This is a genomic window from Mycobacterium sp. (assembly GCF_036273375.1).
In the GTDB taxonomy this organism is placed as follows: Bacteria; Actinomycetota; Actinomycetes; order Mycobacteriales; family Mycobacteriaceae; genus Mycobacterium.
This window is the reverse complement of sequence record NZ_DASUHS010000231.1, coordinates 1-12563: the sequence shown is the minus strand read 5'-3', so window position 1 is coordinate 12563 and position 12563 is coordinate 1. Positions and strand designations below refer to the sequence as shown.

The following is a 12563-nucleotide window of genomic DNA, read 5'->3' as shown; positions in this document are numbered from 1 at the left end:
ACTCAAAGGAAGTCGAAATGGTTATCTTAGGGATTATCCTGCTTATTCTCGGATTCTTTTTCCATGTACCCATCCTGACCACGCTGGGCATTGTGCTGTTGGTCATCGGCGCGATCCTCTGGATCCTCGGCTCGGTCGGCCGCCCGGTCGCCGGTCGCCGCTACTGGTATTAACGGCTTCCACCCGAATACGGATCGCGCGGCTGCTCAGCAGTCGCGCGATCCGTTTCACAGGATCCGCACAGGTTTGGCATAGCCTCGGCTCAGTCCGTGGCGGATACTGGAAGTTGTGACGCAGCCCCGAGCCTCGGTAGAGCGGGTCGTTATGTGTCGTGCAGACGGCAACCCCATCAACGTTCTGGTCGTAGACGACGAATCCGTGCTGGCCGACATGGTGTCAATGGCGCTGAGGTACGAGGGCTGGAACATCTCCACCGCCGGTGACGGGGCATCGGCAATCGCGACCGCTCGCTCCCAGCGACCCGACGTGGTTGTTCTGGACGTGATGCTGCCCGACATGAGCGGGCTCGACGTCTTGCACAAACTTCGCGAGGAGAACCCGCAGCTGCCGGTGTTGCTGCTGACCGCCAAGGACGCCGTTGAAGACCGCATCGCCGGCCTGACGGCCGGTGGCGACGACTATGTCACCAAACCGTTCAGCATCGAAGAGGTCGTGCTGCGCCTGCGAGCCCTGTTGCGCCGCACCGGGGTGACGACGGTGGACAGTGGCGCGCAACTGGTGGTCGGAGATTTGGTGCTCGATGAGGACAGCCACGAGGTCACCCGGGCGGGAGAGCCAATCTCGTTGACCTCCACCGAGTTTGAGCTGTTGCGATTCATGATGCGCAACTCCAAGCGGGTGCTGAGCAAAGCCCAAATCCTGGACCGGGTATGGAGTTACGACTTCGGGGGCCGGTCCAACATCGTCGAGCTCTACATTTCCTACCTGCGCAAGAAGATCGACAACGGCCGAGAGCCGATGATCCACACGCTGCGCGGCGCGGGTTATGTCCTCAAGCCGGCCCGCTGACACGCGAAGGGCCTGGTCCCTTCGACTGCGGCTGCTGGTCGGTCAGATCGTCGTGTTGGCGATCGTGTGCATCGGCATCACCGCCGCGACCGAACTGGCGCTGCTCCACCACTTGGTGGCCCAGCTCGACGGGCAGCTCGCCGGCACCTCCTACCGCTCGGCGCTCATGTACCCCGAGCCGCCGCATTCGGGCTGGCGGCATCAGCACGTCTATCCGCGACCGGGCCCCGGCCCGCGATTCCTGGATGCGCCGGGCCAGCCGGCGGGCATGGTCGCGGCGGTGGTCAGCCACGGGAACACCGTGGACGCCGGTTACACGACGAGCAGCGGTGACCGGGCCGAGCTGACCGCGACCGCCCAGCTGCAGCTGTCCGGGATCGCCGGCAGCCGCAAGCCGGTGACACTCAACCTCGACGGCCTGGGCCGCTACCGGGTGGTCGCGGCGCCGAGCCGCAGCGGCGGCGACGTCATCGTCACCGGCCTGTCGATGGCCAACATCGACGCCACCCTGATGCGGATGCTGGTCATCTTCGGGATCGTCACGGTCATCGCGCTGGTCGCAGCGACCACGGCCGGTGTGATCATCATCAGGCGGGCGCTGGCGCCGTTGCGCCGCGTCGCGCAGACCGCGAGCGAGGTAGCCGGCTTGCCGCTGGCGCGCGGCGAGGTCGAACTCCCTGTGCGCGTGCGCGCACCCGACGCAAACCCCTCCACCGAGGTGGGGCAACTCGGTGCGGCCCTCAACCAAATGCTGGACCACATCGCGGGCGCGCTGTCGGCGCGGCAAGCCAGCGAGACGCGTGTTCGCCAGTTCGTCGCCGACGCCAGCCATGAGCTACGCACGCCGCTGGCGGCGATCCGCGGTTACACCGAACTGACCCAGCGGATGGGTGACGATCGTGAGGCGGTGGCGCAAGCGATGAGCCGGGTGGCCTCCGAGACCGAGCGGATGACGCGCCTTGTCGAGGACCTGTTACTGCTGGCCCGGCTGGACTCCGGCCGCCCGCTGGAACGCGAACCGGTGGATCTATCCCGGTTGGCGGTGGACGCGGTCAACGACGCTCATGTCGCAGGGCCCGAACATCAATGGGAACTCGACCTGCCCGAACAACCGGTGGTCGTCACTGGAGACGCGGCACGGCTGCATCAGGTGCTGACGAACCTGCTTGCCAACGCGCGCGTCCACACCGGGGCGGGCACCGTCGTGACGACGCGGTTGAGCACCGAGCCGTCGCACACCGTGCTGCAGGTCATCGACAACGGGCCCGGCATCCCGGCGGCGCTGCAATCCGAGGTCTTCGAACGGTTCGCCCGCGGCGACTCCTCGCGCTCTCGCAAGGGCGGCAGCACCGGACTGGGCCTCGCGATTGTCTCCGCAGTTGTCAAGGCGCACAACGGAAGTATCGCGGTGGACAGTACGCCGGGCCGTACCGAGTTCACGGTGCGGTTGCCACCCAATGGATGGCAACCGCCCCCTGCCGATCCTTAGGTCAGGAGCAAGTCGCGTCGATTTCGAATGGCTTGTTCACCTGCTGCATCGGGTTTGCCATATCGACCCCGGTGGCGGTACCGGTGATCTTGTACGTATTGCCGTCCTTGGTCGCCGAGGCGTTGCCCTGGCCACCTTGCGCGTACTGAAGCGTCACGCCGTTGACGTTGCCGAGCTGGACCGCCTTCACCGCGAGCGGATTGGCGTCGGCGAGCACGACGCTGATCCCGGTGGTGTTCCCGCCGACCGCAATTGAGATATTGCCGCCAGCCTTGGTGCAAATAGTGGTGCCCTGGACGTTCTGGTCCTTGCCGTCGATGGTGACCTTCGACGAGTTGTTGCCGCCGGCCGACACGGAGCCTCCCGGCACCGAGGTCGAAACGCCATTTGATGATTTGTTGCTCGAACAGCCCGATATCCCGGCGACCAGAATTGCCGCACCGGCCACCGCGACGGTCAGTTGACGCTTCACCTGTTCTCCTTTGCCCGATAGTTGCGGTCCTCGGCATTGAGGGCCGTCTGGGCAGTATGCGGGTTAACTGGGCCGGGAATCCAGAACCCGAAGAAATTGTTGCTGTGTTCATTAATTAGATGACGAAAAGCCGTTGGAAACCACCTTGAGTGATGGCGCATTAGTGGCAAGGTAAGACGGTGGACCACAAGTCACCTAGCGCAGTCATCGAATCGGCCCATCGCGACCATGTTCTGCCTTTTCATGATGAGACGGATTTCGCCGACGCCGACCGTGGATTCATTGCCGCGCTGTCCCCGTGCGTGATCACGGCGGCCGACGGGCGGGTGGTGTGGGACAACGACGCCTACGCGTTCTTGGATGGTCCGGCCCCGACGTCGGTTCACCCCAGCCTCTGGCGGCAGTCGACGCTGGCCGCCAAGCAAGGCCTCTACGAAGTGGTGCCCGGCATCTATCAGGTTCGCGGGCTGGACCTCTCCAATGTGACGTTCGTGGAAACCGACACCGGCATCATCGTCATCGACCCCTTGGTGTCCACGGAAGTGGCCGCGGCGGCGCTGGCGCTGTACCGCGATAATCGGGGCGGCGAGCGGCCCGTTGTCGCGGTGATCTACACCCACAGCCACGTCGACCACTTCGGTGGCGTACTCGGCGTCACCTCGCCGGCCGACGTGGATGCGGGCGGTGTCGCGGTGCTGGCGCCGGAAGGCTTCATCGAGCACGCGGTCTCCGAAAACGTCTACGCCGGGCCGGCAATGACGCGGCGGGCCACGTACATGTACGGCACCCTGCTGCCGCGCGGACCTTTGGCTCAGGTTGGCTGCGGGCTCGGCCAGACGCCCTCCACCGGCGAGGTCGCCGTCATCGTCCCCACCATCGACATCCGCGCCACCGGCGAGACACACACCATCGACGGCGTAGAGATCGAATTCCAAATGGCGCCGGGAACCGAGGCGCCCGCCGAAATGCATTTCTATTTCCCGCGTTTCCGCGCGCTGTGCATGGCCGAGAACGCGACACACAACCTGCACAACCTGCTGACCCTGCGGGGCGCGCTGGTGCGCGATCCGCACGCCTGGTCCGGCTATCTCACCGAGGCGATCGACACCTTTGCCGACCGCGCCGACGTCGTATTTGCCTCCCACCATTGGCCGACGTGGGGCAAAGACAGCATCGTCGAGTTCCTGTCGGTGCAGCGCGACTTGTATGCCTATTTGCACGACCAGACGCTGCGATTGCTCAACCAGGGCCACACCGGCGTCGAGATAGCCGAAATGTTCCAGATGCCACCCGCTCTCGAGCGGGCCTGGCATACGCACGGCTACTACGGATCGGTGAGCCACAACGTCAAGGCGATCTACCAGCGCTACATGGGCTGGTTCGACGGCAACCCCGGCCGGCTGTGGCCGCACCCTCCCGAGGCGCTCGCGCCCCGCTATGTCGAGGCGATGGGCGGCGTCGACCGGGTGGTCGACCTTGCGCAAAAAGCATTCGACTCCGGTGACTACCGTTGGGCCGCAACGCTATTGGACCATACGATCTTCACCGACAGCGAGCACACCGGCGCTCGCGCACTGTACTCGGACACGCTCGAGCAGCTGGCCTACGGTGCCGAGAACGCGACCTGGCGCAACTTCTTCCTGAGTGGGGCGATGGAATTGCGCGACGGCAACTTCGGTACCGCAACTACCACAGCTTCATCATCCATGCTGTCCCAGCTGACGCCGGAGCAGATCTTCGACGGCCTGGCGATTCGGGTCAACGGGCCGCGCAGCTGGGATCTGGACATTGCCATCGACGTCACCTTCGCCGATACCGCGGTCAACTATCGGCTCACCCTGCGCAACGGGGTGCTCGTTCGCCGCAAGACGGCGCCCGATCCTGCGACGGCGACCGTTACGATCAAGCTGACCAACAAGATTCGGCTCCTCGCCGTGGCGATGGGTGACTTCAGCTCGGCCGGCCTCGAACTCACCGGTGATCAGGCCGCGCTGCAGGCTCTGCTGAGTGTGCTCGACGGGCCAGACCCGAATTTCAACATCGTCACGCCGTGAGACCCATGAGCTGTCACGCGACGTCGATCACCACCTTGCCCAGCACCTTGCGGTCGGCCACATGCCGTAAAGCCGCGGCGGTCTCGGAGAGTGGGAATCGCGCGCCGATGTACGGCCGCACCGTACCGTCGGCGAACATCTGCGCTAACTCCTTCAGGTCGCGCACGGCGTCGTCGGGCCGGTCGGTCATGAACGTGCGGATCTCCATGCCGCGCACACAGATATCTTTGAGCAGGATGAGATTGAGCGGGATGGCGGGGATCGTACCGGCTGCGTAGCCGAGCGTGACGAAGGTGCCGCCACGCGCGAGCCCGCGCAGCGCCGGCTCCGAATATGATCCGCCCACCGGATCCAGCACCACGCGGGCGCTGTCGCCGGTGAGTTCACGGATCCGCGTTTTGAGGTCCTCGCGGTCGTAGTCCACGGTCGCCTCGGCCCCGCGCTGCCGGCACAGCTCGAGCTTCTCCCGGCTCGACGCCGCGGCCAGCACCCGCGCCCCCATCGCGACCGCCAGGTCGACCGTGGCCAGTCCCACGCCGCCCGCGGCCCCCAGCACGACCACCCAATCTCCCTGTGTGACAGCGGCCGTCGAGCGCAGTGCGTGATAGGCGGTGCGGTAAGTGACGCCGAAGGCCGCGGCCGAGGCGAAGTCGGCGTCGTCGGGCACGAGCTCGGCCTGACTCGCGTCGAGCAGCGCTTGTTCGGCGAACGCCCCGAATGTGGTTCCGGAGACCCGTTGTCCGGGGCTGAACGGCACGCCGTCACCCGCGGCGATCACCTCGCCGGCAATCTCATTGCCGGGTATGAACGGCGGCGGAATTTTCACCTGGTACTTGCCGGCGATGAACAGTACGTCGGGGAAGTTGACCGCGGCCGCACGGACCCGCACCAGCAGCTGGCCCGGGGCCGCGACGGGATCGGGCACGTCGTCGATCACCAGGTCCTCTGGTGTGCCATAGGAACGACAGATCACCGCGCGCATCAAACGGCCCCCAATCCACGTAAACAGAACCGCACCACGTGTGCGATGTCGTCGGGGCGGGGCTCCTCGGCCGAGCCCACGTAGCGGCGCATGGTCGACGCGGTGCAGCTGAACACCGCCTCGACATCGCGTTCGACATCGCTACTCCCCAGGGCCGCAACAGGTTCAACGAGAAGCCCGCGAAGCGGCCGCATCATCGCCTGGTCGGCCGCGCGCCATGCGGTACCCGCCGACATCTGGCCGGCCGCCGCTCGGGTCATGCTGATCAGGTGCGGGTCGGCTACCTGCGCCAGCGTGCCCTCGATCCACCGCACGACCTTGTCGCGCGGCTCGGATTCCTTGGCCATCTGGTGCTCGAGGTAGGACACCACGATGGCCACTCCGCGCTCCATGACGGCCAGGATCAGATCGTCCTTACCGGCGAAATAACGGTAGAACGCCTTATTCGACGAACCCGCCTCGGCGACGATGTCGCTGACCCGAGGCGGTTCCGGCGCCACCCGCTCCATGACGCGCACCGCGGCGGCCAGGATACGTTCCACCTCCTCGGTGGCTTCCCGCTGGCGGTCATCCAGCGCCCGCTCGACCGCAGCGGTCACCCGGTTAGAGGTCAACGAGCTCACCGTATTTGGCGCGCGCGGCCGCGCGCCGCACGTCGAGCATCTCGCTGGGCCAGTCACCTTCCTCGGCCTCGTAACCCTTGAGTAGCATTCGGGCCAGGTTCACCTTGTGTGCCTCGGTCGGACCGTCTGCCAGACCCAGCGCGATGCCGCCCAGTAACACGTTCACGAGGGGTAGCTGGTCGGTGAGTCCCAGCGCGCCGTGCACCTGAATGGCACGCAGCGCAATCGATTTGAGCACCTGTGATGCCAGGATCTTGCAGGCCGCGATCTCGGCCCGCGCAGCCCGTTCGTCGCCGTTGTCGATCAGCCACGCGGCGTGCAACACCGTCAGCCGGAACGGGATCAGCTCGGTGTAGGAGTCGGCAACGAACTCCTGCACCAGTTGCTTGTCGGCCAGCAGACTGCCCTGGGTAAAGCGGCTTTTCGCGCGGCGCGACATGATCTCGACGGCGCGCTGCGCCATCCCGATGGAGCGCATTGCGTGATGCAGCCGCCCGCCGGCCAGCCGGGTCTGCAATATCAAAAAACCCTGGCCGGGCTCGCCGAGCAACGCGTCGAAGGGCACTCGGACGTCGTTGTAATGCACCAGGGAATGGCCCGGCTCGTGCGGGTCCGCCCCGACCAGGTGGTGATTGGCTTCCAGGACCAGCCCCTCGGCGCCGGCGGGGATCAGGAACGTCGACGCGCCGGTATGGACCGGCACGTCGGGATCGGTGATCGCGACGACGATGAAGAAGGAGGCAACGGAAGCGTTGGAAGAGAAATACTTTCGCCCGGTGATGACCCAGTCGTCGCCGTCACGGACGGCTCGGGTGGTGAAGACCCGCGGATCCGCACCGCCCTGCGGCTCGGTCATCGAGAAGCACGAGAAGATCTCGCCGGACAGCAGCCCCGCCAGATAGCGGTCCTTCTGTTCCTGGGTTCCGAAGCGGGCGATGATCTCGGCATTGCCGGTGTCGGGCGCTTGCGTTCCGAACACGATCGGTGCCCACGGGCTGCGGCCCAAAATCTCGTTGATCAACGTCAGCTTGACCGCACCGAATCCCTGCCCGCCCAGCTCTGGCCCCAGATGCGGTGCCCACAAACCCTTGTCGCGCACCTGCTGCTTGAGCGGGTCGACGATGCGGCGCCGCTCGTCGTTCAGCGGCAGGAACTCGCAGCCGGGAAACAGCACCTCGAGCGGTTGCACCTCGTCGCGAACGAACCCGCGGATCCACTCGAGCTTCTCCTCGAACTCCGGCTCGGTAGAAAAGTCCCAGGACATTCGAACACTCCTCTCGTTGGTGGCGACCCGCTGCGCCCGGCTTATGTCGATTGTGGCGACCCGCTGCGCCCGGCTGCGCCGCGCTTGCGATCGCCACGGCCGCGCTTGCGATCGCCACGGCCGCGCTTGCGACCGCCACGTCAGGGGATTCCACCGTCGGCCCGCAGGATCGAGCCGGTGGTGAAGCTGGACGCATCGGACGCCAAGAACAGTGCCGCGCCGACGATTTCACGCGGGTCGCCCGCGCGCTGCAACGAAAGATGCTTGAACGGTTTCTGTTCGGCCGCCTCGAGATTCCAGGCCTTGCTCACGTCGGTGAGAAACGGCCCGGCCATCAGCGTGTTGGCCCGCACCGCCGGGCCCAACGCCTTCGCCAACGCTTCGGTCATGGCGTTGAGACCGGCCTTGGAAGCGGCGTAGGGGATGATGTCGGGTGTCGGCCGAAGTGAGCCCGCCGTACTCACGTTGATGATCGAGCCGCGGCCGGCCGCCACCATGCGCTCACCTACCAACGCCGACAACCGGAATGGGCCCTTGAGGTTGAGGTTGACCACGGCGTCGAACAGCTTCTCGGTCACGTCGGTGAGCTTGTCGTACAACGGAGACATGCCCGCGTTGTTGATCAGCGTGTCGACCTTGCCGAACCGCTCGTAGGTCGTCTCGACCAATCCATCGAGCTGATCCCAGCGCCCCACGTGCACCTGGTAAGGCATGGCGGAACGGCCGGTCTCGGCCTCGATCTCCTTGGCGGTCGAGACGCAGTTGTCCATGTTGCGGCTCGCGACCACCACATCCGCACCGCAGCGGGCCGCGCCGAACGCCATCTCGCGCCCCAGCCCGCGGCTGCCGCCGGTGACCAGGACGACCCGGTCGGTGAGGTCGAAAAGCTGGTCGGCGTAACCCATTTCAGGATCCCTTGGTCGGTAGCGATCGGGCGAGTTCGGCCGCTGTGGCGATGAGCTGCAGAATCATCGGACCGAACGCGTCGGTGATCTTCGAGTCAACCTTCCCGGTCCGCACGCCGGCCGCGTAGGTCTTCTCCAGCACGATGCCCAGCTTCCAGTTGGCCAGCACCAGGTAGTAGTCGATGTTCTCGGTCGACAACCCGCTGACGGTTTCGTAGTGCTCCAACAGCTCGCTGCGCGTAGGCATGCCGCGCATGTCGAGATAAAACCCGTCTTCGCGTGGCTTTTCACCGTCGTAGCCCAGTAGGCACCACGCCAGGTCGAGCAGCGGATCGCCGACGGTGGTCATCTCCCAATCCACGATCGCGGCCAGGCGCGCCGGGCCACCGTGCGCGAACATCACGTTGGCGAACTGGTAGTCGCCGTGCATGATGCCCGCCCGGTAGTGCGCCGGACGGTTGCGGCGCAGCCAGTCGGACGCCTCGTCAAGACCCGGCAGCTCGCGGACCTTGTAGGCGTCTAGAAACGCCAGCCAGCGATCGACCTGCCGCTCGTGGAATCCGTCGGGGCGGCCGAAACCTTCGAGTCCTTGCTTGCGCCAATCCACTCGGCCCAGCTTGGCCGCGCCGTCGACCAATTGGAAGGCCAGGCCGCGCCGGGCCTCGAAGTCCGTGTCGAACGGTGATTGCCACCCGCCGTCCATCGGGCTCCAGCCGTCGATCGCCTGCATGACGTAGAACGGCATCCCGAGCACGGCGCCAGTGTCGTCGGCCGCGATCAGCGCCGCGTGCGGGACATCGGTGCCGGACAGCGCCCTAACCAGGCGGATCTCCCGCAGTAGCCCGTCGATACGGGCGGCGTCGGCCCGGGCGCCGGGCATCCGCAACACCATCCTCGCCGGCGCCGCCGACGGGCCGCGCTCGATCAGATACAGGGTGTTCTGCGAACCGCCCTTCAGCTGGGTAAGCCGCGGCTCTTCGCCACCCCCCGGGGCGTCGCGGGCATCCAGCCACCGGCCGAGCACGCCCGCGTCGAGCCCCGATTCGCCCACCTGAGTCACCGTCCAACCCATCGCCGCACATCCTAATCTCCCCATGGAGAATAGCATTCTCCATGGGTGCCGCGGCAACGGCGGCTCAGCCCGGCTTGTGCGCGCTCAGTAGGAACCCGGGCGCCATGAAGTGACCCTCGTCGTCGTGCTCCAGGTGCGCCAGCGGACCGTCCGGCGACCCGGCGGCATCGTCTGTGCCGTACACCTTCGCCGCGCGAACGTCGTCGATCCGCCACAGCGTCGTGACGGCATCGTGCAATTCGGTTTCGGTGAAGCCGGGCGGGCCCGGCCGGTCCGAGTGGGCATCGTCCAGTGCACCGGCGGCGAAGGCCAGGATGTACAGCGAGGCTCCCGGCGCCGCGGCGCAAAAGATGGATTGCACATAGTCCTGGCGTCGGTCGGGCGGCAGCGCATGGAACAGCCCGCTGTCCAGGATGGTGGAGAAGCGGCCGTCATAGCCACCGAAGCTGGTGACGTCGGCCTGTGCGAACGTCGCCGTGGTGAGCCCTTGCCCGGCTGCCGCGGCGGTGGCCGCGGCAATCGCGGTCGCGCTGGCGTCCAGGCCGACCACGGTGTAGCCGAGCGCGGCAAGCGTCAGCGAGAGCGCGGCGTGGCCACAGCCGGAGTCCAGCACCTCGCTGCGAACCTTGTCTTGATCGATGAGCAGCGCCAGCTCCGGCTGCGGCCGACCGATGCTCCACGGGGGCGGGGCGGCTTGCCGGTAGGCGGCGTCCCAATCCCTATCCGGTTCGGTCATCCGTCCTCCTCGGCACCGGAGCGCATTTAGCTAGGTACAGCGATGTCATTGTGCACGCCCTGAACGATGGACAACGGGCGATGAGAGACTTCGGACCGGCACAACCTCTCGACAAGACAGGAAGACATATGCAAGTGCTTCTGGTCCGGCACGCGCTGCCGCTGCGCAGCGAACACGGTCAAGGCTCCGACCCGGACCTGTCGGAGGAAGGGTTGGCCCAGATCGAGCGACTACCCAAGGCGCTCGCCAGGTTTCCCATTTCACGCGTGGTGAGCAGCCCGCAGCGCCGGGCCATCCAGACGGCCGAACCGGTCGCCGCGGATCGCGGCCTGACCCTCGAGATCGACGATCGCTTCGCCGAGTACGACCGCGACCTGCCGGTGTACATCCCCGTCGAGCAGATCCGCGCGGAGATGCCCGAGGAATGGGCGCGACTGGCTCAGGGGCATCTGCCCAGCGCGGTCGACGAGGATGCTTTTCGTACCCGGGTGCGCGCCGCGGTCGACGACCTCGTCGTCACCGCCGACCCCGACGGCACCGTCGCGGTGTTCAGCCATGGCGGGGTCATCAACGTCCTCCTGCACGAAATTCTCGGTACCGCCCGACTGCTGTCCTTTCCCGTCGACTACGCGTCGGTCACTCGGCTGTTGTTCTCCCGGTCCGGTCAAGCGACGGTCGCCGCGGTCAACACCACCGAACACGTCTGGGACCTGTTGCCGCGAAACCAAAGGATGCTCGACGACGACGCGAGCCGTGGCGCGGGCTGAGCGAAAGTCCGGCAAATCGCAGGTGGTGCGCCCGGTCGAGCTCGGCGATGGTAGACAAGTTCGGTGACTTCAGCTGACCAACTCGAGGGGCTCGACCTGGCCTCGCTGGACCGATACCTGCGTTCACTCGGGATCGGACGCGACGGCGAGTTATGTGCGGACTTCATCTCCGGTGGGCGCTCCAATCTGACGTTCCGTGTTTACGACGACAGCACCAGTTGGCTGGTTCGGCGACCGCCGCTGCATGGATTGACCCCGTCGGCGCACGACATGGCCCGCGAGTACCGCGTCGTTGCGGCGCTGCAGGACACGCCGGTTCCGGTGGCGCGCACGATCGCGCTCTGTGAGGACGATTCGGTGCTGGGCGCCCCCTTCCAGATCGTCGATTTCGTCGACGGCCAGGTGGTGCGCCGTCGCGCTCAACTCGAATCGTTCAGTCACACCGTCATTGGGGGCTGCGTCGACTCGTTGATCCGGGTGCTTGTCGACCTACACAAAGTCGATCCCAGCGCCGTCGGCCTGGCCGATTTCGGCAAGCCCAGCGGTTATCTGGAGCGTCAGGTGCGGCGATGGGGCTCGCAATGGTCGCTGGTGCGGTTGCCCGAGGATCGGCGCGATGCCGACGTGGAACGGCTGCATTCCGGTCTGGGCGAGGCCATTCCGCAGCAGAGCCACACGTCGATCGTGCACGGCGACTACCGGATCGATAACACGATCCTGGACGCAGACGACCCGACCAAGGTTCGCGCCGTCGTCGATTGGGAGCTCTCCACGCTGGGGGATCCGCTGTCGGACGCGGCCCTGATGTGCGTGTACCGCGACCCCGCCCTGGATTTGATTGTCAATGCCCAGGCCGCATGGACATCGCCCTTGCTGCCGACGGCGGACGAACTGGCCGATCGGTATTCGTTGGCGGCCGGTACACCACTGGCGCACTGGGAGTTCTACATGGCATTGGCCTACTTCAAGCTCGCCATCATCGCCGCGGGCATTGACTTCCGCCGGCGGATGTCGGATCAGGCCCGCGGCGCGGACTCTGACCACGCACCGGAGGTGGTGGCGCCGCTGATCTCCCGCGGGCTGGCCGAACTGGCCAAGCTGCCGGGCTAGCGCGGGCCGGCCGCGTGGTGCCTTTTCGCCGCGCGACGCAGCTGCAAGATCCGCGCGGTA

Annotated in this window: 13 protein-coding genes; 6 read left to right on the top strand and 7 right to left on the bottom strand. The window is 66.2% G+C overall.

The annotated features are described in order from the left end of the window. Positions 1-17: 17 nt before the first annotated feature. From VFW69_RS20370 to VFW69_RS20360, 3 genes are all read left to right on the top strand, one after another. Complete coding sequence (locus VFW69_RS20370; protein ID WP_156745522.1) at positions 18-173, top strand: DUF6131 family protein; 156 nt, start codon at positions 18-20, stop codon at positions 171-173. 151 nt (positions 174-324) lie between these two features. After that, positions 325-1029, top strand: a complete 705-nt coding sequence (locus tag VFW69_RS20365; RefSeq protein ID WP_067932552.1) for a response regulator transcription factor — start codon at positions 325-327, stop codon at positions 1027-1029. Further along, complete coding sequence (locus VFW69_RS20360; RefSeq protein ID WP_526503944.1) at positions 1007-2518, top strand: sensor histidine kinase; 1512 nt, start codon at positions 1007-1009, stop codon at positions 2516-2518. The genes VFW69_RS20365 and VFW69_RS20360 overlap by 23 nt, the downstream gene beginning before the upstream one ends. 1 nt (position 2519) lies before the next feature. Here VFW69_RS20360 and VFW69_RS20355 read toward each other — a convergent pair whose 3' ends face one another. Next, complete coding sequence (locus VFW69_RS20355; protein WP_526503942.1) at positions 2520-2990, bottom strand: lipoprotein LpqH; 471 nt, start codon at positions 2988-2990, stop codon at positions 2520-2522. Positions 2991-3169: 179 nt separating this feature from the next. Here VFW69_RS20355 and VFW69_RS20350 point away from each other — a divergent pair, with 179 nt between their 5' ends. Further along, complete coding sequence (locus tag VFW69_RS20350; RefSeq protein WP_526503940.1) at positions 3170-5044, top strand: alkyl/aryl-sulfatase; 1875 nt, start codon at positions 3170-3172, stop codon at positions 5042-5044. Positions 5045-5057: 13 nt separating this feature from the next. Here VFW69_RS20350 and VFW69_RS20345 read toward each other — a convergent pair whose 3' ends face one another. The 6 genes from VFW69_RS20345 to VFW69_RS20320 form a co-directional block, all read right to left on the bottom strand. Next, positions 5058-6026, bottom strand: coding sequence for an NADPH:quinone oxidoreductase family protein (locus VFW69_RS20345; protein ID WP_526503938.1), 969 nt, complete (start codon positions 6024-6026; stop codon positions 5058-5060). Next, complete coding sequence (locus VFW69_RS20340) at positions 6026-6649, bottom strand: TetR/AcrR family transcriptional regulator (RefSeq protein WP_526503936.1); 624 nt, start codon at positions 6647-6649, stop codon at positions 6026-6028. The genes VFW69_RS20345 and VFW69_RS20340 overlap by 1 nt, the downstream gene beginning before the upstream one ends. After that, on the bottom strand, positions 6630-7913 hold the full coding sequence (locus VFW69_RS20335; protein WP_526503934.1) for an acyl-CoA dehydrogenase family protein: 1284 nt from the start codon (positions 7911-7913) through the stop codon (positions 6630-6632). Before VFW69_RS20335 ends, VFW69_RS20340 begins: the two co-directional genes overlap by 20 nt. 140 nt (positions 7914-8053) lie before the next feature. Then, on the bottom strand, positions 8054-8818 hold the full coding sequence (locus VFW69_RS20330; RefSeq protein ID WP_526503932.1) for an SDR family NAD(P)-dependent oxidoreductase: 765 nt from the start codon (positions 8816-8818) through the stop codon (positions 8054-8056). Between the two features lies 1 nt (position 8819). After that, on the bottom strand, positions 8820-9890 hold the full coding sequence (locus tag VFW69_RS20325) for a phosphotransferase family protein (protein WP_526503930.1): 1071 nt from the start codon (positions 9888-9890) through the stop codon (positions 8820-8822). A gap of 64 nt (positions 9891-9954) precedes the next feature. Next, a complete protein-coding gene (locus tag VFW69_RS20320) occupies positions 9955-10626 on the bottom strand; it encodes a methyltransferase domain-containing protein (protein ID WP_526503928.1) in 672 nt (223 codons plus the stop codon). A 128-nt stretch (positions 10627-10754) separates the two neighbouring features. Between VFW69_RS20320 and VFW69_RS20315 the strand changes: the two genes are divergently transcribed. Together VFW69_RS20315 and VFW69_RS20310 are read left to right on the top strand one after the other, a co-directional pair. After that, the gene (locus VFW69_RS20315; protein WP_526503926.1) at positions 10755-11393 is read left to right on the top strand and encodes a histidine phosphatase family protein; all 639 of its coding nucleotides are present in this window, start codon (positions 10755-10757) and stop codon (positions 11391-11393) included. A 63-nt stretch (positions 11394-11456) separates the two neighbouring features. After that, positions 11457-12503 (top strand): phosphotransferase family protein, encoded by a 1047-nt coding sequence (locus VFW69_RS20310; RefSeq protein ID WP_526503924.1) that lies wholly within the window; start codon positions 11457-11459, stop codon positions 12501-12503. Positions 12504-12563 lie beyond the last annotated feature (60 nt).